The sequence below is a fragment of the Citrobacter sp. A316 genome (genome assembly GCF_002042945.1).
Taxonomy (GTDB): Bacteria; Pseudomonadota; Gammaproteobacteria; order Enterobacterales; family Enterobacteriaceae; genus Citrobacter; species Citrobacter portucalensis.
Window position 1 is genome coordinate 1 of sequence record NZ_MVFZ01000012.1, and the last position, 20,889, is coordinate 20,889.

A 20,889-nucleotide genomic window follows, 5' to 3' on the forward strand; every position below is an offset into this window, starting at 1 on the left:
AAGTATAAAAAAATAGTGATATTATACGAGGGGAAATTTGGTCGCCTTCCTATCACTGCAAGTTTGGCGAGAACAGCAAGTTTAATTGGTACTCCCGGTATCTACTTTGCAAAGATAGATTTCATTATGTCTAGTCTGATTTTTCCCTATAATAGGGTTTTTAATAATGATATGAGTATTGAAGCATATCATTTTATTCGTTCCTTACCCAAAGAGTTAACCACGGGGTTTAAAGTTGAAGCGGCGTTCTGGTTTGTTGAATTTATTGTTCTGGCTTTTTTGGTGATCCTTTATTATTTTTTATGAAAAATCTAATGTTAATAAGGACCCCAATAAACTAGAGTCCCTTTTTTATTTCAATTTCCCAAATTCCTGAACAACAATCTCATCATAAGTAGCAGCAGGTAATAACCCACTAAAAAAATTTGAGTTACGTTAGGCGTTGGTCCGCAATCTAAGAGATCAGCTTCCCAAATTGTTAGTCATCATAAGTCGTTGCGCCTTAAATCCTGATGGGTACCGCTGGTTAGATGTTGCCGCCACGCGGTAACAAAACGCCCACCAAACGCCAATTTCGTGAAGCATCTTCAATTCCCTTAGGCTTATGCCATAAACAACCTCATTCACCCCTCGCAATGTTGTGTTTTTGCACGGTGAGGGTCAGTGGCACTCCTTCATATACTTTTCCCGTCAGTTCCCGGAATGGCAGCGAGTCAGAATAAAACGGCCCTGAGCTGTACCAACACTGCCACACACTAACCTCTCATTCTGATCACCCTACAGGTGCTGTACAGAATGAACTGGCGAAAGCCAGGATTCAGGAGTGCAACAATGAGTTCATTAAGTCAGGCGGCGAGCAGCGCGGAAAAACGCACTAACGCTCGCTACTGGATAGTGGTGATGCTGTTTATCGTCACATCCTTCAACTACGGCGATCGCGCCACCTTATCCATTGCCGGTTCGGAGATGGCCAAAGACATTGGTCTGGATGCGGTAGGGATGGGTTATGTATTCTCCGCTTTCTCATGGGCCTATGTTATCGGCCAGATCCCTGGCGGCTGGTTGCTCGACCGCTTTGGTTCAAAGCGCGTTTATTTCTGGTCCATCTTTATTTGGTCCATGTTTACCCTGCTGCAGGGTTTTGTCGATATCTTCAGTGGCTTCGGCATTATTGTTGCGCTGTTTACCCTGCGCTTCCTTGTTGGCCTGGCTGAAGCGCCCTCCTTCCCCGGCAACAGTCGGATTGTGGCGGCGTGGTTCCCGGCGCAGGAAAGGGGTACGGCGGTGTCGATTTTTAACTCCGCTCAGTACTTTGCCACCGTTATCTTCGCGCCAATCATGGGTTGGCTGACCCACGAAGTGGGCTGGTCGCATGTGTTCTTTTTTATGGGTGGCCTCGGGATCATTATCAGCTTTGTCTGGCTGAAGGTGATTCATGAACCTAACCAGCACCCAGGTGTGAACCAACAAGAGCTGGATTACATTGCCGCAGGCGGGGCGCTGATCAACATGGATCAGGCGAATGCCAAAGCGAAAGTGCCGTTTAGCGTCAAGTGGGGGCAGATCAAGCAACTGCTGGGTTCACGGATGATGATCGGTATTTACATCGGTCAATACTGCATAAACGCGCTGACCTACTTCTTTATCACCTGGTTCCCGGTTTATCTGGTACAGGCACGCGGTATGTCGATTTTGAAAGCCGGTTTTGTCGCTTCGGTCCCGGCCATTTGCGGATTCGCCGGCGGCGTGCTCGGCGGCATTATTTCCGACTGGCTGATGCGCCGTACCGGTTCGCTGAATATCGCCCGTAAAACGCCAATCGTACTCGGCATGCTGCTGTCGATGGTGATGGTGTTCTGTAACTACGTCAACGTGGAGTGGATGATCATCGGCTTTATGGCGCTGGCCTTCTTCGGCAAAGGTATCGGTGCGCTGGGATGGGCGGTGATGGCTGATACTGCACCGAAAGAGATCAGCGGTCTGAGCGGCGGTTTGTTCAACATGTTTGGCAACATCTCCGGCATCGTCACGCCAATTGCTATCGGCTACATCGTCGGGACTACCGGCTCGTTTAACGGCGCGTTGATTTACGTCGGAGTGCATGCGCTGATTGCGGTGGTGAGCTATCTGGTGCTGGTGGGCGATATTAAACGTATCGAACTGAAACCTGTCGCAGGACAATGATGATGACAACACAATCGAGTCCCGTTATTACCGATATGAAGGTCATCCCGGTGGCCGGTCATGACAGCATGCTGCTCAATATTGGCGGCGCGCATAACGCATACTTTACTCGTAATATCGTGGTGCTCACTGATAACGCCGGAAATACCGGTGTCGGTGAAGCGCCTGGTGGCGAAGTGATTTATCAGACGCTGGTGGACGCGATTCCCCAGGTGTTGGGCCAGGAAGTCGCGCGTCTGAATAAGGTGGTGCAGCAGGTGCATAAAGGCAACCAGGCCGCTGATTTTGACACCTTTGGCAAAGGCGCCTGGACCTTTGAGCTACGGGTCAATGCGGTAGCGGCGCTGGAAGCCGCATTGCTCGACCTGCTGGGTAAGGCGCTGAACGTGCCGGTCTGTGAACTGTTAGGGCCGGGCAAACAGCGCGATGCGGTCACCGTACTCGGCTATCTGTTCTACGTGGGCGATCGCACAAAGACCGATTTACCGTATCTGGAAAGCACGCCGGGAAACCATGAGTGGTATCACCTGCGTCATCAGCAAGCGATGAACAGTGAGGCTGTGGTACGTCTGGCTCAGGCTTCGCAGGATCGCTACGGCTTTAAAGATTTCAAACTCAAGGGCGGTGTACTGCCTGGCGAGCAGGAAATCGACACCGCTCGTGCGCTGAAAAAATGCTTCCCGGATGCGCGTATTACGGTTGATCCCAACGGTGCCTGGCTGCTGGATGAAGCCATCTCCCTGTGTAAGGGGCTGAACGATGTTCTGACCTACGCCGAAGATCCATGCGGCGCTGAACAGGGTTTTTCTGGCCGCGAAGTGATGGCCGAGTTCCGCCGTGCAACCGGTCTGCCGGTAGCAACGAACATGATAGCCACCAACTGGCGCGAAATGGGCCATGCGGTGATGCTGAACTCAGTAGATATTCCGCTGGCCGATCCGCACTTCTGGACCCTTTCTGGCGCGGTACGCGTGGCACAGTTATGCGATGACTGGGGCCTGACCTGGGGCTGCCATTCTAACAATCATTTTGATATTTCCCTGGCAATGTTTACCCACGTCGGCGCTGCTGCACCGGGTAATCCAACGGCTATCGATACCCACTGGATCTGGCAGGAGGGCGATTGCCGCCTGACCAAAAATCCGCTGGAGATTAAAAACGGAAAAATTGCGGTACCCGATGCGCCCGGTCTGGGCGTGGAACTGGATTGGGATCAGGTACAGAAAGCGCATGAAGCCTATAAGGCGCTGCCCGGCGGTGCGCGTAATGACGCAGGCCCAATGCAGTATCTGATCCCCGGATGGACTTTTGACCGTAAACGTCCCGTTTTCGGCCGCCACTAATTTTGAATAAGGACTTAATTATGAGCGCACAATTTTCTACCCCATTGGTTACCTCTATGCAGGTTATTCCGGTTGCGGGTCATGACAGTATGCTGATGAACCTGAGCGGCGCACATGCCCCGTTCTTCACGCGTAATATTGTGATTATTAAAGATAACTCCGGTCATACCGGCGTGGGTGAAATTCCCGGCGGCGAAAAAATTCGTAAAACGCTGGAGGATGCGATCCCGCTGGTGGTGGGCAAAACGTTAGGTGAATACAAAAACGTGCTGAATGCGGTACGCAATACTTTTGCCGATCGTGATGCGGGCGGTCGCGGTTTGCAGACCTTCGATTTACGTACCACTATTCATGTGGTTACTGGGATCGAAGCGGCCATGTTGGATCTGTTAGGTCAGCATCTGGGCGTAAACGTCGCCTCTTTGCTGGGTGATGGCCAGCAGCGTAGCGAAGTTGAAATGTTGGGTTACCTGTTCTTCGTGGGTAACCGTAAGGCAACGCCGCTGCCGTACCAGAGTCAACCGGATGAGAAGTGCGACTGGTATCGTCTGCGTCATGAAGAAGCGATGACCCCGGACGCGGTAGTGCGCCTGGCGGAAGCCGCGTATGAGAAGTATGGTTTCAACGACTTTAAACTGAAAGGCGGCGTGCTGGCCGGGGAAGAGGAAGCGGAATCTATCGTTGCGCTGGCGAAGCGCTTCCCGCAGGCCCGCGTCACGCTGGATCCGAACGGCGCGTGGTCGCTAAATGAAGCGATTAAGATCGGCAAATATCTGAAGGGATCTCTGGCTTATGCGGAAGATCCGTGCGGTGCCGAGCAGGGCTTCTCTGGTCGTGAAGTGATGGCGGAGTTCCGCCGCGCCACCGGTCTGCCGACCGCCACCAACATGATCGCCACCGACTGGCGTCAGATGGGGCATACGCTGTCGTTACAGTCTGTGGATATTCCGCTGGCGGACCCGCACTTCTGGACCATGCAGGGTTCTGTCCGCGTGGCGCAAATGTGCCATGAGTTTGGGCTGACCTGGGGATCGCACTCTAACAACCACTTTGATATTTCGCTGGCGATGTTTACGCATGTCGCAGCGGCGGCTCCGGGCAAAATTACCGCTATCGACACCCACTGGATCTGGCAGGAAGGCAACCAGCGCTTGACCAAAGAGCCGTTTGAAATCAAAGGCGGCATGGTGCAGGTTTCGGCAAAACCGGGTCTGGGCGTGGAACTGGATATGGATCAGGTCATGAAAGCGCATGAGCTGTACCAGCAACATGGGCTGGGGGCGCGTGATGATGCGATGGGAATGCAGTATCTGATCCCGAACTGGACGTTTGATAATAAGCGTCCGTGCATGGTACGCTAAGCGAGCTGGGACCGCTCCCATAAGGGGCGGTTTTTATCCTGGTATATGCTTAACACAGTCAACATGCGTAAGGATGCTTTATGAAAATAGTAATCGCACCGGATTCCTATAAGGAAAGTTTGAGTGCGCTTGAAGTGGCAACGGCTATTGAGCAGGGGTTTCGCGAGATCTGGCCCGACGCGGATTACGTGAAGATCCCGGTTGCAGATGGCGGTGAAGGAACGGTCGAAGCGATGGTTGCCGCAACGCAAGGTCACCTTGTGCATGTTGATGTTACCGGCCCTTTGGGCAACACAATTCAGGCATTTTATGGTTTATCTGGTGATGAGCGCTCGGCGTTTATCGAAATGGCGGCCGCCAGCGGACTGGAACAGGTTCCTGCGGGATTACGCGATCCGCTGAAAACGACATCCTGGGGAACCGGGGAGTTAATCCGTCATGCGCTGGACGCTGGCGTTGGGCATATCATCATTGGAATTGGCGGAAGCGCCACCAATGATGGCGGTGCCGGGATGGTGCAAGCGCTGGGAGCAAAATTGCTGGATGCGCAAAATAACGATATTGCCCATGGCGGGGCTGGCCTCGAATCGCTCGCCCGAATTGATATTTCTCATTTAGACCAGCGACTTGCCGCGTGTCGTATTGAAGTAGCCTGCGATGTGACCAACCCGTTGACTGGAAAAGAGGGCGCTTCTGCGGTTTTTGGCCCGCAAAAAGGGGCGACGCCGGAGATGATTACCCGCCTGGATCGGGCACTCACGCACTATGCGCAACTCATTGTTCGCGATCTGGACGTCAACGTGCTGGATCTGGCCGGCGGTGGCGCTGCTGGTGGTATGGGGGCGGCACTCTATGCGTTTTGCGGCGCACAGCTGCGCTGCGGTATTGAGATAGTAACGGATGCGTTACACCTCGACGCCTGCGTTGAGGATGCGGATTTGGTGGTGACGGGTGAAGGGCGAATCGATAGCCAGACTATTCACGGTAAGGTTCCGGTTGGCGTGGCGAAAGTCGCAAAGCGTTACAACAAACCGGTTATTGGCATTGCCGGTAGCCTGACGGCGGATGTCGGTGTGGTCCACGAGCATGGGCTGGATGCGGTTTTCAGCGTCATCTATACCATCTGTACTCTGGATGAGGCGCTAAAGAACGCGAGCGACAATGTGCGAATGACTGCGCGAAACGTGGCCGCAACGCTTAAAGCAGGGCAGCAATTACGCTGAGTTGTAGGTCGGATAAGGCGTTTACGCCGCATTCGGCGATGTGCCCGATGCGCGATGCTTATCGGGCCTACGGTAAACCGCGAAACCTGTAGGCCGGATAAGGCGGTCACGCTCCCGCCTTCGGTGACTATCACCCCAACATGCGTTTTGCTTCGCGCGCAACGTTATCCATTTCATCCAGAAGTTCTAAAAACTCAGGCTCCAGCTCTTCTTCTTTGGTCCCGCTGCGTAATTGCTGCTCAATAAGCTGACACAGGTTTTTCATGCGGGGAACGCCGCTATAGCCACAACTGCCGTGCAGCTTATGGATCATATCGACCAGCCCTTCAGGGTTTTCACCGACCAGCTGTTCTTCAATTTTATTACGCACCTCAGGCAGAAAATCGAGCAGCATTTGCAGCATATCGCGCGCCAGATCGTTTTTACCCGCAGCTTGTCTTAACGCCAGCTGCCAGTCGAGTGTTGTATTCGGATTGACGACTGGCTCAACAGGTTCAACGGCGAGCGCTCGCAGCGATGTGCCTGCACCGGGTTTGTAACGTAGCAGCAGATTATGCAGCTTATCTTCCTCGATAGGCTTCGCCAGGTAATCGTTCATTCCGGCGCTGAGCAGTTTCTCTTTCTGCCCGGCCATGGCATGCGCGGTGACCGCAATGACCGGTGTCTGCTGTTGATGAGGAAGCTGGTGGATCAGTTCACAAGCGCGAATGCCGTCCATATCAGGCATCTGAATATCCATCAGGATCAGATCAAATTGCATTTGTCTGGCGCGATCCACCGCCTGATGCCCGCTGTCACACAGCACGACGTGCTGCACCTTATCTTCCAGCAGCGCGCCAATCAGCTTGAGGTTCGCCGGGTTGTCGTCCACTGCCATGACGGTCATCGCGATTTTGCTCTCGTCTACCAGCAGCGGATCCGCGCTGTGGTTCAGCTGACAATACTCTGTCAGCGCAGGCAGTAAGCGGGTTGAGGTGAGAGGTTTCAACAGACACGCCGCCGCGCCGCCCTGTTTTAACTTCTCGGCGTTAATCTGCGCATGGCAAGGCAGGGCTAGCAACAGGAAGTCGGTCATCGCCGCAGCGCTTGCCAGCCGCTCATGCTGCATGGTGAGCGGCTCGCGTAAAGTGACCGGAATGCCGAGCAGCAGAATATCGTAGTGATCATTCGGCAGCCCGGAGAATGAAGGGCTGTAAATCACCTCCAGCGGCGTTTCACTCAAGATATCTAATGTGCATTGCGCGGCAGTGGCGTTAGGTTCGACGTAGGCCAGTCGTTTACCGGCCAGGCAGAGCGTGGTTGAGCGGTCAACGAGAACGTTAGGGTTGAGATCGAGGCTGATATGGAACCAGAACGTAGAACCCCGGTTCGGCTGGCTGTGGAAGGAGATATCCCCACCCATTTCGTTGACCAGTTTTTGCGTAATGACCAGACCCAGCCCGGTCCCGCCATGACGCCGGGAAATACTGGCATCCGCCTGGCGGAAGGCCTGGAACAGGCGTGACTGATCGCGCTCAGGAATACCAATTCCGGTATCGCGGATTTGTACTTCAATCTGCACTTTCGTATTACTAAGGGCGCGCTTCTCGACCAGAATGTCGATATTGCCGCCTTCGGTAAATTTGATGGCATTGCCAACCAGATTGGTGATCACCTGCTGTAAGCGCAGCGGATCGCCGATGACGTTGTCCGGTACGTCATTTTTAATATTCAGCGTCAGCTCAAGCCCTTTATCATGGGATGAATGGGCTAACAGCGTAACAACGTCATCCAGCGTGCTGCGCAGCGGGAACGGAATGCTTTCCAGAATCAGCTTGCCTGCCTCAAGTTTGGAGAAGTCGAGCACATCATTGATGATGGCCAGCAGATTGTTAGCCGAGCGTTCAATGGTATTCAGGTGATCGCGCTGCGTGGTGTTGAGCTCGGTTTTTAGCGTCAGACGGGTGAAGCCAATCACGCCATTCAGCGGTGTTCGCAGCTCGTGGGACATGTTGGCCAGAAACTCAGACTTAATACGTGCCGCTTCCTGGGCGCGTTTCTTTGCCAGATCAAGTTCGACGTTCTGGATTTCCATCTGCTCCAGCGTTTCGCGCAGGTCAGAGGTGGCCTGATCGATATTGTGCTGCATCTCTTCATGGTAAGCCGCGAGAGACATCGCCATCGAGTTGATACCATTTTTAAGCATATCCAGCTCGCCCAGCATGAAACCTTCCACGCGGCTGTCGAGCTGCCCTCTACGTATTCGGTCAACGGTATTCACCATATTGCGAATCGGGCCGGTCACGTCGCGCATCAGACGCCAGCCAAAAATTAACGCAATACCAATACAAAACAGCATCATTACGCTGGAGATAAAGATCTCTTTGTACTGCTGTAATCGCACGGACTTAAGATCCAGCTCAAGCGCCACATACCCCAGCATATTTTTGGTGTTTTTCGCATCGCTAACGGCGGATTCATCCGGTGAATAGCTTTCCGATATAATAGGGGTACGCAGGATCATGATATCCCCGTGCCGGGTGACGCTTAATTTACGGGGAAACGGTGAACCCGTCGCCAACTGCATTTCAGACGGATCGAGATGAAAATTAGAGGTGACGAACAGCCGGTTATTTTCATCATAAACAGAAATTGCCCGCACGATATCGGAATGGCGACGATGCAGCACGCTGATAAGCTGGCCGATGGATTCCCTGTTTTGCAGGTTCATGCCATATTCGCTGGAGACCGCGAGTGGTTCAATGATGCTGGCACCAGCATCTTCCAGTTGACGCTGCAAGTCGTTATAGCGATGCACAACAAAAAAGATACTGAGCAACAAACCTATCAGGACGGTCGGGGCCAGGATCAGAATCATCATGCGTGCGCGCAGGCTGTAGTTGGTCATGGAGTTCCGTTATGGGACAATTAGGGTCACACTGTTAAATAGAGAAATATCTCGTCGATGGCGCAATTCTACTCTGCAAAACGACGCGTGACGACGCGTCAGATCATAACCGTTACCGTCAATGACCTCGATCCTTTCGGTCAGGGCGTCGCTCGCCATAACGGAAAAGCGTTGTTTATACCGGAATTGCTACCCCAGGAAAGCGCCGAGGTGGTGATTACCGAAGATAAAAAACAGTTTGCCCGCGCGCAAGTAAAACGACGTTTAAACGACAGCCCGCAGCGTGAAGTGCCACGTTGCCCGCATTTTGGCGTGTGTGGCGGTTGCCAGCAGCAGCATGCCAGCATCTCATTGCAGCAGCGTAGCAAAAGCGCGGCATTGTCTCGTTTAATGAAATGTGACGTGTCGGATGTTATAGCGGATGCCCCGTGGGGCTATCGTCGTCGCGCACGTTTGAGCCTGAACTATCGGCCAAAAGAACAAAAATTGCAGATGGGGTTTCGTAAATCAGGCTCCAGCGACATTATCGATGTCAAACAATGCCCTATTTTGGTGCCCCAGCTTGAGGCGCTATTGCCCCACATCAGGGCGTGTCTGGAAAGTCTGCAAGGGTTACGTCATCTTGGTCATGTCGAGCTGGTGCAGGCGGGGAGCGGAACGCTGATGATTTTGCGCCACATGGCGCCATTGAGTGCTGCGGATAAAGAAAAACTGGAATGCTTTTCGCATTCTCAGGGGCTGTCTTTGTTTCTGGCCCCGCAAAGCGAGATACTGGAATCAATATCAGAAGAATCGCCCTGGTATGATTCAAATGGACTACGGTTAACCTTCAGCCCGCGCGATTTTATTCAGGTTAACGAAGGGGTAAACCAACAAATGGTCGCCCGTGCGCTGGAATGGCTTGATGTGCAACCTGAAGATCGCGTACTCGATCTGTTCTGTGGAATGGGAAATTTTACCCTACCGCTGGCAACTCGGGCAGCAAGCGTGGTTGGCGTGGAAGGTGTTCCGGCATTGGTGGAAAAAGGCCGAGAAAACGCGCTGAATAACGGATTACACAATGTGACATTCTTTCATGAAAACCTTGAGGAAGATGTTACCCGACAGCCGTGGGCGAAAAACGGATTCGACAAAGTATTGCTCGATCCTGCGCGTGCGGGGGCTGCAGGTGTGATGCAACATATTATAAAATTAGAACCTATACGCGTTGTTTATGTATCCTGTAACCCAGCAACGCTGGCTCGTGACAGCGATGCTTTGCTCAACGCTGGATACGCCATACGGCGACTGGCGATGCTCGATATGTTTCCGCACACTGGACACCTGGAATCAATGGTCCTGTTTGAGCGTTTGTAATGAATTTTGTACCCATTGGATTTCGGGTTGTAATGCAGCATGAAAGACAATGGGTAGGGCTTGTCGACTTCGACAGGCCTGGCCCCATAAGGAGAGGACAATGGTTGCGGTAAGAAGTGCACATATAAATAAAGCTGGTGAGTTTGATCCAAAGAAATGGATCGCGAGTCTGGGGATCTCCAGCCAGCAGTCGTGTGAACGCTTAGCCGAAACCTGGGCGTACTGCCTCCAGCAAACACAGGGGCATCCGGATGCGGATCTGCTGCTGTGGCGTGGCGTGGAGATGGTAGAAATTCTCTCCATGTTGAGCATGGATATCGACACGCTGCTTGCAGCAATGCTGTTCCCTCTGGCTGATGCTAACGTGGTAAGTGAAGACATCCTGCGCGAGAGCGTGGGCAAATCGATTGTTCATCTTATCCACGGCGTGCGTGATATGGCGGCGATACGCCAGCTTAAAGCCACACATACCGATTCAGTTTCCTCCGAGCAGGTCGATAACGTCCGCCGCATGCTGCTGGCAATGGTAGATGACTTCCGCTGTGTGGTTATCAAGCTGGCAGAGCGGATTGCCCATCTGCGCGAAGTAAAAGACGCGCCGGAAGATGAACGCGTTCTGGCGGCAAAAGAGTGCACCAATATCTATGCGCCGCTGGCCAACCGTTTGGGCATCGGGCAATTAAAGTGGGAGCTGGAAGATTACTGCTTCCGTTATCTGCACCCGGCTGAATACAAACGTATTGCCAAGCTGCTGCATGAACGTCGTATCGACAGGGAACATTACATTGATGAGTTCGTCGGTCATTTGCGCTCAGAGATGAAAACGGAAGGCGTCAAAGCCGAAGTGTACGGACGCCCGAAGCATATCTACAGCATCTGGCGCAAAATGCAGAAAAAGCAGTTAGCCTTCGATGAACTGTTTGATGTACGCGCAGTGCGTATCGTGGCAGAGCGTTTACAGGACTGCTATGCCGCACTCGGGATAGTACATACTCACTATCGCCATCTGCCGGATGAGTTCGATGACTACGTCGCTAACCCGAAACCCAACGGCTACCAGTCAATCCATACGGTTGTGCTTGGGCCGGGCGGGAAAACCATTGAAATTCAGATTCGTACCAAACAGATGCACGAAGATGCCGAACTTGGCGTTGCGGCACACTGGAAGTACAAAGAGGGCACTGCTTCAGGCGCGGCGCGTTCTGGCCATGAAGATCGCATTGCGTGGTTGCGTAAGCTGATCGCCTGGCAGGAAGAGATGGCGGACTCCGGTGAAATGCTGGATGAAGTCCGTAGCCAGGTCTTTGATGACCGCGTGTACGTCTTTACGCCAAAAGGCGACGTTGTAGACTTACCTGCGGGCTCCACGCCGCTCGATTTTGCTTATCACATTCACAGCGATGTGGGGCATCGTTGCATTGGCGCGAAAATTGGTGGGCGTATCGTACCGTTTACCTACCAGCTGCAGATGGGCGATCAAATTGAAATTATCACCCAGAAACAGCCAAACCCAAGCCGCGACTGGTTGAACCCTAACCTCGGCTACGTGACCACCAGTCGTGGGCGTTCGAAGATCCACGCCTGGTTCCGTAAACAGGACCGTGATAAGAACATCCTTGCTGGCCGCCAGATCCTCGACGATGAGCTGGCGCATTTAGGTATTAGCCTGAAAGAGGCGGAAAAACACCTGCTACCGCGCTACAGCTTCAATGAGTTGGATGAACTGCTGGCGGCGATTGGTGGAGGAGACATCCGCCTCAACCAGATGGTGAACTTCCTGCAGGCGCAGTTTAATAAGCCAAGCGCTGCCGAACAGGATGCCGCCGCGCTGAAACAGCTTCAGCAGAAAACGCAGGCACCGCAGAGTCGTCGTAAAGACGACGGTCGTGTGGTGGTGGAAGGGGTAGGTAACCTGATGCACCACATTGCGCGATGCTGCCAGCCGATTCCAGGCGATGAGATTGTCGGGTTTATTACCCAGGGACGCGGTATTTCCGTGCACCGGGCGGATTGTGAACAGCTGGCTGAGCTGCGCTCCCATGCGCCGGAACGTATTGTTGATGCGGTCTGGGGTGAAAGCTACTCAGCGGGGTATTCGCTGGTGGTTCGTGTCCAGGCCAACGATCGCAGCGGCTTGTTACGTGATATCACCACGATTCTCGCCAACGAGAAGGTGAACGTACTGGGGGTTGCCAGCCGGAGTGATACCAAACAACAGCTGGCCACCATTGATATGACCATCGAAATCTATAACCTGCAGGTGCTCGGCCGCGTGCTTGGCAAGCTGAACCAGGTACCGGATGTGATCGACGCACGTCGTCTGCACGGTAATTAATCATTATGTAGGCCGGATAATGTTGTAGGCCTGATAAAGCGCGTTAGCGTTTTATCAGGCATTGCTATGTTGCCATCTGTCGCCTTATCTGGACTACGGTATTGAAATTTCAGGATATTCCAATGAATCAAATCGACCGACTGCTCGGTATTATGCAGCGCCTGCGCGACCCGGAAAACGGCTGTCCGTGGGACAAAGAGCAGACATTCTCCACTATTGCCCCTTACACCCTCGAAGAAACCTATGAAGTGCTGGATGCGATTGCGCGTGAAGACTTCGACGACCTGCGTGGAGAGCTGGGCGACCTGCTGTTCCAGGTGGTGTTTTACGCCCAGATGGCGCAGGAAGAAGGACGCTTCAACTTTGATGATATTTGTGCTGCGATAAGCGATAAGCTCGAACGCCGTCATCCACATGTTTTTGCTGATGTTTCTGCCAGTAACAGTACTGAGGTTTTGACCCGCTGGGAAAAAATCAAAAGTGAAGAACGCGCCCAGAAGGCACAGCATTCCGCACTCGACGATATTCCCCGCAGTTTACCGGCATTAATGCGCGCCCAAAAAATCCAGAAACGCTGCTCAAATGTTGGCTTCGACTGGAAAACGTTAGGACCGGTTGTCGACAAGGTTTACGAAGAGATCGACGAAGTCATGTTTGAGGCTAAGCAGGCTGTTGTCGACCAGGCTAAACTGGAGGAGGAAATGGGCGATCTGCTGTTTGCTACGGTCAATATGGCCCGGCATTTAGGTACTAAAGCAGAGACCGCATTGCAGAAAGCGAACGAGAAGTTTGAGCGGCGTTTTCGTGAAGTTGAGCGAATTGTGGCTTCGCGCGGTCTGGAAATGACTGGTGTTGATCTGGAAACTATGGAAGAAGTCTGGCAACAGGTAAAACGGCAGGAAATTGATCTCTAAGGGATTTCGTCGGTCAAGGGCGATTTGTGTGATTTTTTAAATAACAAGCGCTTGATTTACGTCAAAAACATTTACCCCAAAGGGGCTATTTTCTCACTCCCGATGTTAATGTGAGCCTGGTGAAGAGGAGGAATAATGAAAGTTTGTGGCGCTCGTCATGTTCGGGTATACTACTTTCCCGTCTTGGTAATTCCATCGTTTCACCCTAACTTCTCAGGTCCAGCATGACAACGAACTATATTTTTGTGACCGGCGGGGTCGTATCCTCTCTGGGAAAAGGCATTGCCGCAGCCTCCCTGGCAGCCATTCTTGAAGCCCGTGGCCTCAATGTAACCATGATGAAACTGGATCCGTACATCAACGTCGATCCAGGAACTATGAGCCCAATCCAACACGGGGAAGTGTTCGTTACCGAAGACGGCGCTGAAACCGACCTGGACCTGGGTCACTATGAGCGTTTCATTCGTACCAAAATGAGCCGCCGCAACAACTTCACTACGGGTCGTATCTACTCCGACGTTCTGCGTAAAGAACGCCGTGGCGACTATCTGGGCGCAACAGTTCAGGTTATCCCGCACATCACGAATGCCATTAAAGAGCGCGTTCTGGAAGGCGGTGAAGGTCATGATGTTGTTCTGGTCGAAATCGGCGGAACCGTTGGGGATATCGAATCTCTGCCGTTCCTTGAAGCGATTCGCCAGATGGCCGTAGAAATTGGTCGTGAGCACACGCTGTTTATGCATCTGACGCTGGTTCCGTACATGGCGGCGGCAGGTGAAGTCAAAACTAAACCGACTCAGCACTCTGTAAAAGAGCTGCTTTCTATCGGTATTCAGCCAGATATCCTGATTTGCCGCTCCGATCGCGCAGTTCCGGCTAATGAACGTGCAAAAATTGCATTGTTCTGTAACGTTCCGGAAAAAGCGGTGATTTCTCTGAAAGATGTCGATTCCATCTATAAAATCCCGGGCCTGTTGAAATCTCAGGGCCTTGACGATTATATTTGTAAACGATTCAGCTTGAACTGTCCGGAAGCTAATCTGTCAGAATGGGAACAGGTTATCTACGAAGAAGCGAATCCGGCAGGCGAAGTGACTATCGGTATGGTCGGCAAGTACATTGAACTGCCGGATGCCTATAAGTCAGTTATCGAAGCGCTGAAGCACGGTGGCCTAAAGAATCGTGTCACCGTCAACATCAAGCTGATCGATTCGCAAGATGTCGAAACGCGTGGCGTTGAGATCCTGAAAGGTCTTGATGCAATCCTGATCCCTGGTGGCTTCGGCTACCGCGGTGTTGAAGGTAAAATCGCGACGGCGCGCTTCGCGCGTGAGAACAATATTCCTTATCTGGGCATTTGCCTGGGTATGCAGGTTGCGTTGATTGAGTTTGCACGTAACGTAGTGGGTATGGACAACGCCAACTCCACGGAATTTGTGCCAGACTGTAAGTACCCGGTGGTGGCCCTGATTACCGAATGGCGCGATGAAGACGGTAACGTCGAAGTCCGTACCGAGAAGAGCGATCTGGGCGGCACAATGCGTCTTGGTGCGCAGCAGTGTCAGTTGAGCGACGATAGCCTGGTTCGTCAACTGTATGGCGCGCCGACAATTGTTGAACGCCATCGCCATCGTTACGAAGTCAACAATATGCTGTTGAAACAGATTGAAGCTGCGGGTCTGCGTATTGCAGGCCGTTCCGGTGATGATCAGTTGGTCGAGATCATTGAGGTACCGAATCATCCGTGGTTCGTGGCCTGTCAGTTCCACCCGGAATTTACTTCCACGCCACGTGATGGGCACCCGCTGTTTGCCGGCTTTGTGAAAGCCGCCAGTGAACATCAGAAGCGTCAGGCGAAGTAAGAAGTAAATAAGTTAGAACGGCAATGCACCCATCAGGGTGCATTGTTTGTCTGGAGTTTTAGTTTAACTTGTACTGAGGAAAATCTAATGTCCAAAATCGTTAAAATCATCGGTCGTGAAATCATCGACTCCCGTGGTAACCCGACTGTTGAAGCCGAAGTACACCTGGAAGGTGGTTTCGTAGGTATGGCAGCAGCTCCGTCAGGTGCTTCTACTGGTTCCCGCGAAGCACTGGAACTGCGCGATGGCGACAAATCCCGTTTCATGGGTAAAGGCGTACTGAAAGCTGTTGGTGCGGTAAACGGCCCAATTGCTCAGGCTCTGCTGGGTAAAGATGCTAAAGATCAGGCTGGCATCGACAAGATCATGATCGATCTGGACGGTACTGAAAACAAATCCAACTTCGGTGCAAACGCCATCCTGGCTGTATCCCTGGCGAACGCCAAAGCAGCAGCTGCTGCTAAAGGCCTGCCGCTGTATGCACACATCGCTGAACTGAACGGTACTCCGGGTAAATACTCCATGCCGGTTCCGATGATGAACATCATCAACGGTGGTGAGCACGCTGACAACAACGTCGACATCCAGGAATTCATGATTCAGCCGGTTGGCGCTAAGACTCTGAAAGAAGCCGTTCGTATGGGTTCTGAAGTGTTCCACAACCTGGCTAAAGTTCTGAAAGCTAAAGGTATGAACACTGCAGTTGGTGACGAAGGCGGCTACGCGCCGAACCTGGGTTCCAACGCTGAAGCTCTGGCTGTAATCGCTGAAGCGGTTAAAGCAGCTGGTTACGAGCTGGGCAAAGACATCACCCTGGCGATGGACTGTGCAGCTTCTGAATTCTACAAAGACGGTAAATACGTTCTGGCTGGCGAAGGCAACAAAGCATTCACCTCCGAAGAATTCACTCACTTCCTGGAAGAACTGACCAAACAGTACCCGATCGTGTCCATCGAAGATGGCCTGGACGAGTCTGACTGGGACGGTTTCGCATACCAGACTAAAGTACTGGGCGACAAAATCCAGCTGGTTGGTGACGACCTGTTCGTAACCAACACCAAGATCCTGAAAGAAGGCATCGAAAAAGGCATCGTTAACTCCATCCTGATCAAATTCAACCAGATCGGTTCTCTGACCGAAACTCTGGCTGCGATCAAAATGGCGAAAGACGCTGGCTACACCGCTGTCATCTCTCACCGTTCTGGCGAAACTGAAGACGCTACCATCGCTGACCTGGCTGTTGGTACCGCTGCAGGCCAGATCAAAACTGGTTCTATGAGCCGTTCTGACCGCGTTGCTAAGTACAACCAGCTGATTCGTATCGAAGAAGCTCTGGGTGAACAAGCACCGTACAACGGTCGTAAAGAGATCAAAGGTCAGGCGTAATCCTGTTCTTTAACTCTTAACGTAAAAACCCGCTACGGCGGGTTTTTTTATATCTTTAAAGCAGTAGAGGAAGGGTTGCGCTGGCGGTTTGCTGGCTCACATCACTGTACTTTTCATCCAGCGCAATCAGCGACGTAGTCAGTAGTTCGACCAACAGCATCACACCCACCTTGGCGTTTAGCGCACCAGCACTCAACGGACCTTCTGGTTTGGCTGCGACCAGTTGAATATCACTCAGCGAAGCCAACGGGCTGCGCGGCGTATTACTCAGCGCCAGTACGCGTACGCCTTGCTTACGCGCCAGTTTAACGACATGTAGCAGATCGCGCGTCGAACCTGAACTGGAAATCGCTACCACGAGAGTGTCTTTGCTAAGCGTTGTGGCGTTCATGGCTGCACGATGCATGTCACTGAACAATTGTGCAGGTTTGCCGAGGCGCAAGAGCTTGTAATGTAAATACTCCCCCAGAATAGCGCTGGCCGCTACGCCATAAATCTGTACCGACTGAGCCTGATGCAGCGCCAGAGCGGCGGATTCCAGTAATGTCCTGTCGAGTAATTTTGCTGTGTCCTGCAACGCTTGTACGGACTCATTGACCACATTGTCAATTTCATCCCCGCTGTGCTCTACCGGCTGTCCTTGCTGGAGATCGAGTGCCAGCGCCATTTTGAATTCGTTATAGCCCTTACACCCAAGCGTGCGGCACAGACGCGTGACGCTCGCCTCGCTGGTGTCGCTTTCACGCGCCAGTTCGGTAATCGTCAGGTAGACAACTTTTGCCGGATCGCTGAGCACAAACTCTCCCAACTTTTGCTGTGTTCGGCTATATCCGTCAACGCCCTGGCGCAATCTCAGCAGCAGGTTTTCATTTTCTGACATGCAAAATCCTTAATGCGTTTCTCTGTTGATAGTGTGGCGGAAAGCAGGGGAGAGATGCCAGTCATTTTAAAAAAGTATGATCGGCTTCCTGGATTTTGATGATAATTTTCACTATCTATATTAAATATGGTAAAAATTTTCATCATTAATCGGGGAGATGAAAAAATGATGCAAATATTTAGCGGCGCCTCATCGGGCGCATGGTTCGAAAAGGCACAGCGGTTCGGCAAATCGTTCATGCTGCCGATTGCGGTACTGCCCGCTGCGGGGCTGTTGTTAGGGATTGGCGGCGCGCTGTCGAATCCAAACACATTGACCGCTTATCCATTTTTGGACGTTGACTGGTTACAGGCAATCTTCACGATCATGACCAGCGCAGGTTCTATTGTGTTTGCCAACCTGTCGGTGCTCTTTGCGGTGGGTGTCGCAGTAGGACTGGCGAAAACGGATAAAGGCACTGCCGGGCTTGCGGCATTGCTGGCATTTCTGGTGATGAACGCCACCATCAACGCTTTATTGACGCTCAACGGAACGCTGGCACACGAGAATCCCGGTGCCGTAGGGCAAGGGATGACGCTGGGTATTCAGACGCTGGAAACGGGCGTGTTTGGTGGGGTGGTTATTGGCCTTGTCACCTGTGCGCTGCATAGCCGTTTCAATAAAGTCTCACTCCCTCAGTTCCTTGGTTTCTTCAGCGGTTCGCGCTTTGTACCGATTATTAGCTCCCTTGCCGCGATAGTCGTGGGGGCGATCATGACGGTGGTTTGGCCGCATTTCCAGAAACTCATTTTTGGACTGGGTGGTCTGGTGGATGCGACAGGCTATCTGGGAACGCTGTTGTACGGCTTCATCCTGCGTATGCTCGGCCCATTGGGTTTACACCATATCTTTTATTTGCCCTTCTGGACGACGGCGCTTGGCGGTAGTGAAATCGTCAACGGTCAGTTAGTTGAAGGTACGCAGCGTATTTTCTTCGCGCAACTTGCCGATCCGAATACGCAGCAGTTCTATGCGGGCACCTCGCGCTTTATGTCCGGGCGTTTCATCACCATGATGTTTGGCCTGCTTGGCGCATGTCTGGCGATGTATCACACCGCCAGGCCGGAGAACAGAAAGCTTGTCGCCGGTCTGCTGTTGTCTGCGGCACTGACCTCTTTCCTGACGGGGATCACTGAGCCTATCGAGTTCTCATTCCTGTTTGTCGCACCCGTGTTATACGTCATTCACGCCTTCTTCGATGGTCTGGCGTTTATGATCGCGCATATTTTACATATCACCATCGGGCAAACCTTTTCGGGTGGGCTTATCGATTTCCTCCTCTTCGGTGTGCTACAGGGGGAAGCTAAAACCAACTGGATGTACGTCCCCATGGTGGGGATCCCGTGGTTCTTCCTTTACTACTTCACATTCCGTTATTTGATTAACCGCTTTAACTGGCTGACGCCGGGTCGAGAGACCGCAACTTCGATGGCATCCGATCTACCGCAAAGTGAACGTGCAGCGGCAGTGATTGCCGGACTGGGAGGTAAAGAGAATCTGGAAGAGGTGGACTGTTGCGCCACACGTCTGCGCGTGACGGTAAAAGAGAGTAGCAAGGTCGATGAAGCGGCACTGAAAGCGACCGGAGCGCGTGGCGTAATTATTCGCGGCAACGGGGTTCAGGTGATTTATGGCCCGCATGTCACCATCATTAAAAACGAAGTCGAAGAGATCTTATCGTAATGAAAACTGTACTGGATTCCCTGAAAGGTAAATTAATCGTCTCCTGCCAGGCGCTGGAAAATGAGCCCCTGCACAGCCCGTTTATTATGTCACGTATGGCGCTGGCGGCAGCGCAGGGCGGTGCGGTAGGTATCCGTGCGAACAGCGTGGTGGACATTCGCGCGATCAAAGAGAGCGTCTCCCTGCCGGTGATTGGGATTATCAAGCGTGATTATCCGGGTAGCGATGTGTTTATCACAGCCACTTTGCAGGAAGTCGATGAACTGATGACCGTTGAGCCGGAAATTATTGCTCTGGATGCGACAGCGCGCCCGCGCCCCGGTGGGCAATCGCTGGAAGAACTGGTCACGCAAATCCGCGCTCGCTACCCGTCTGTGTTACTGATGGCGGATATCGCCACCGTAGACGAAGCGGTGAGCGCCCAGCGTCTGGGTTTTGACTGCGTGGGTACCACGCTCTACGGCTATACCGCTGACACCGCCGGACATGTGTTGGCGGAAAACGACTGCGGTTTTTTACGTGAGGTATTGGCTGCGGTCAGCATACCGGTCGTAGCGGAAGGAAACGTTGATACCCCGGAACGCGCCGCTCATTGCCTGGCATTAGGCGCTCATACCGTGGTGGTTGGGGGGGCTATCACGCGTCCGCAGCAGATAACGGCACGCTTTGTCGCGGCGATCGCCTCGTAAAGCATCGATGGGGCATGATACTTTGGCGGGGATCTGCGATAATTATCGTTTATCCCCATATTGAGAGCGCTATGCAGTACCCGATTAACGAGATGTTCCAGACCCTGCAAGGTGAGGGTTACTTTACCGGCGTCCCCGCCATTTTTATTCGTTTACAGGGATGCCCGGTTGGCTGTGCCTGGTGCGATACCAAACACACCTGGGATAAGCTTGAGGATCGGGAAGTCTCCCTTTACAGCATCCTGGCTAAGACCAAAGAGAGCGATAAATGGGGTGCTGCGAGCAGCGAAGATCTGTTGGCGGTCATTTCGCGTCAGGGCTATACCGCCCGTCACGTGGTGATCACCGGTGGCGAGCCCTGCATTCATGATCTGATGCCGCTGACGGATCTGCTGGAAAAGAACGGCTTTAGCTGCCAGATTGAGACCAGCGGCACGCACGAAGTACGCTGTACGCCGAATACCTGGGTGACCGTATCGCCGAAGGTGAATATGCGTGGCGGTTATGATGTGCTGTCACAGGCGCTGGAGCGTGCGAATGAAATCAAGCATCCGGTTGGTCGCGTTCGCGATATTGAAGCGCTGGATGAATTGCTGGCAACGTTGAGCGACGACAAACCGCGAATCATCGCCTTACAGCCAATCAGCCAGAAAGAAGATGCGACGCGTTTGTGCATTGATACCTGTATTGCCCGCAACTGGCGTCTGTCGATGCAGACCCATAAGTATCTGAATATTGCCTGAATAT

15 protein-coding genes are annotated in these 20,889 nt (G+C 52.6%); 13 read left to right on the forward strand and 2 right to left on the reverse strand.

Features of this window, described 5'->3' with window-relative positions; genetic code table 11:
* From BZK41_RS15280 to BZK41_RS15300, 5 genes are all read left to right on the forward strand, one after another.
* A partial coding sequence (locus tag BZK41_RS15280) for a hypothetical protein (RefSeq protein WP_079938694.1) occupies window positions 1–306 on the forward strand: 306 nt, incomplete at its 5' end.
* Between the two features lie 525 nt (window positions 307–831).
* Window positions 832–2,184 (forward strand): galactarate/glucarate/glycerate transporter GudP, encoded by a 1,353-nt coding sequence (gudP, locus tag BZK41_RS15285; RefSeq protein ID WP_079938695.1) that lies wholly within the window; start codon window positions 832–834, stop codon window positions 2,182–2,184.
* 2 nt (window positions 2,185–2,186) lie between these two features.
* Window positions 2,187–3,527, forward strand: coding sequence for an enolase C-terminal domain-like protein (locus BZK41_RS15290; RefSeq protein ID WP_048215648.1), 1,341 nt, complete (start codon window positions 2,187–2,189; stop codon window positions 3,525–3,527).
* 20 nt (window positions 3,528–3,547) lie between these two features.
* Window positions 3,548–4,888: a glucarate dehydratase gene (gudD, locus tag BZK41_RS15295; protein WP_079938696.1), complete on the forward strand. Its 1,341-nt coding sequence runs from the start codon at window positions 3,548–3,550 to the stop codon at window positions 4,886–4,888.
* 80 nt (window positions 4,889–4,968) lie between these two features.
* A complete protein-coding gene (locus BZK41_RS15300; RefSeq protein ID WP_079938697.1) occupies window positions 4,969–6,111 on the forward strand; it encodes a glycerate kinase in 1,143 nt (380 codons plus the stop codon).
* A 130-nt stretch (window positions 6,112–6,241) separates the two neighbouring features.
* Here BZK41_RS15300 and barA read toward each other — a convergent pair whose 3' ends face one another.
* Window positions 6,242–8,998, reverse strand: a complete 2,757-nt coding sequence (gene barA, locus BZK41_RS15305; protein ID WP_079938698.1) for a two-component sensor histidine kinase BarA — start codon at window positions 8,996–8,998, stop codon at window positions 6,242–6,244.
* Between the two features lie 57 nt (window positions 8,999–9,055).
* Between barA and rlmD the strand changes: the two genes are divergently transcribed.
* The 5 genes from rlmD (at window position 9,056) to eno (ending at window position 16,851) form a co-directional block, all read left to right on the forward strand.
* Window positions 9,056–10,354 carry a 23S rRNA (uracil(1939)-C(5))-methyltransferase RlmD gene (rlmD, locus tag BZK41_RS15310; RefSeq protein WP_079938699.1) on the forward strand — a complete coding sequence of 433 codons (1,299 nt, stop codon included), beginning with the start codon at window positions 9,056–9,058 and terminating at the stop codon, window positions 10,352–10,354.
* Window positions 10,355–10,454: 100 nt separating this feature from the next.
* On the forward strand, window positions 10,455–12,689 hold the full coding sequence (relA, locus tag BZK41_RS15315) for a GTP diphosphokinase (RefSeq protein WP_079938700.1): 2,235 nt from the start codon (window positions 10,455–10,457) through the stop codon (window positions 12,687–12,689).
* Window positions 12,690–12,811: 122 nt separating this feature from the next.
* A complete protein-coding gene (mazG, locus tag BZK41_RS15320) occupies window positions 12,812–13,603 on the forward strand; it encodes a nucleoside triphosphate pyrophosphohydrolase (protein WP_003825693.1) in 792 nt (263 codons plus the stop codon).
* Between the two features lie 224 nt (window positions 13,604–13,827).
* A complete protein-coding gene (gene pyrG, locus BZK41_RS15325) occupies window positions 13,828–15,465 on the forward strand; it encodes a glutamine hydrolyzing CTP synthase (protein ID WP_003034127.1) in 1,638 nt (545 codons plus the stop codon).
* Between the two features lie 87 nt (window positions 15,466–15,552).
* Window positions 15,553–16,851 (forward strand): phosphopyruvate hydratase, encoded by a 1,299-nt coding sequence (gene eno, locus BZK41_RS15330; protein WP_079938701.1) that lies wholly within the window; start codon window positions 15,553–15,555, stop codon window positions 16,849–16,851.
* 55 nt (window positions 16,852–16,906) lie between these two features.
* Here eno and BZK41_RS15335 read toward each other — a convergent pair whose 3' ends face one another.
* Window positions 16,907–17,731 (reverse strand): MurR/RpiR family transcriptional regulator, encoded by an 825-nt coding sequence (locus tag BZK41_RS15335; protein ID WP_079938702.1) that lies wholly within the window; start codon window positions 17,729–17,731, stop codon window positions 16,907–16,909.
* Between the two features lie 165 nt (window positions 17,732–17,896).
* On the opposite strand from BZK41_RS15335, the gene BZK41_RS15340 reads away from it, so the two are divergent.
* The 3 genes from BZK41_RS15340 to queE all read left to right on the forward strand — a co-directional run bounded on the left by BZK41_RS15340 (window position 17,897) and on the right by queE (window position 20,885).
* Complete coding sequence (locus BZK41_RS15340) at window positions 17,897–19,453, forward strand: maltose/glucose-specific PTS transporter subunit IIC (protein ID WP_079938792.1); 1,557 nt, start codon at window positions 17,897–17,899, stop codon at window positions 19,451–19,453.
* The gene (locus tag BZK41_RS15345) at window positions 19,453–20,142 is read left to right on the forward strand and encodes an N-acetylmannosamine-6-phosphate 2-epimerase (RefSeq protein WP_079938703.1); all 690 of its coding nucleotides are present in this window, start codon (window positions 19,453–19,455) and stop codon (window positions 20,140–20,142) included. The genes BZK41_RS15340 and BZK41_RS15345 overlap by 1 nt, the downstream gene beginning before the upstream one ends.
* Before the next feature lie 71 nt (window positions 20,143–20,213).
* Window positions 20,214–20,885 carry a 7-carboxy-7-deazaguanine synthase QueE gene (queE, locus tag BZK41_RS15350; RefSeq protein ID WP_003034139.1) on the forward strand — a complete coding sequence of 224 codons (672 nt, stop codon included), beginning with the start codon at window positions 20,214–20,216 and terminating at the stop codon, window positions 20,883–20,885.
* The last annotated feature ends 4 nt before the right edge of the window (window positions 20,886–20,889 follow it).

Excerpts from the sequence above, each read along its gene's own strand:
- gudD (WP_079938696.1), top strand. The coding sequence starts at position 3,548 with ATGAGCGCACAATTTTCTACCCCATTGGTTACCTCTATGCAGGTTATT.
- queE (WP_003034139.1), top strand. The coding sequence starts at position 20,214 with ATGCAGTACCCGATTAACGAGATGTTCCAGACCCTGCAAGGTGAGGGT.
- mazG (WP_003825693.1), top strand. The coding sequence starts at position 12,812 with ATGAATCAAATCGACCGACTGCTCGGTATTATGCAGCGCCTGCGCGAC.
- BZK41_RS15345 (WP_079938703.1), top strand. The coding sequence starts at position 19,453 with ATGAAAACTGTACTGGATTCCCTGAAAGGTAAATTAATCGTCTCCTGC.
- BZK41_RS15335 (WP_079938702.1), bottom strand. The coding sequence starts at position 17,731 with ATGTCAGAAAATGAAAACCTGCTGCTGAGATTGCGCCAGGGCGTTGAC.
- pyrG (WP_003034127.1), top strand. The coding sequence starts at position 13,828 with ATGACAACGAACTATATTTTTGTGACCGGCGGGGTCGTATCCTCTCTG.
- BZK41_RS15300 (WP_079938697.1), top strand. The coding sequence starts at position 4,969 with ATGAAAATAGTAATCGCACCGGATTCCTATAAGGAAAGTTTGAGTGCG.
- gudP (WP_079938695.1), top strand. The coding sequence starts at position 832 with ATGAGTTCATTAAGTCAGGCGGCGAGCAGCGCGGAAAAACGCACTAAC.
- eno (WP_079938701.1), top strand. The coding sequence starts at position 15,553 with ATGTCCAAAATCGTTAAAATCATCGGTCGTGAAATCATCGACTCCCGT.
- barA (WP_079938698.1), bottom strand. The coding sequence starts at position 8,998 with ATGACCAACTACAGCCTGCGCGCACGCATGATGATTCTGATCCTGGCC.
- BZK41_RS15290 (WP_048215648.1), top strand. The coding sequence starts at position 2,187 with ATGACAACACAATCGAGTCCCGTTATTACCGATATGAAGGTCATCCCG.
- relA (WP_079938700.1), top strand. The coding sequence starts at position 10,455 with ATGGTTGCGGTAAGAAGTGCACATATAAATAAAGCTGGTGAGTTTGAT.
- rlmD (WP_079938699.1), top strand. The coding sequence starts at position 9,056 with ATGGCGCAATTCTACTCTGCAAAACGACGCGTGACGACGCGTCAGATC.
- BZK41_RS15340 (WP_079938792.1), top strand. The coding sequence starts at position 17,897 with ATGATGCAAATATTTAGCGGCGCCTCATCGGGCGCATGGTTCGAAAAG.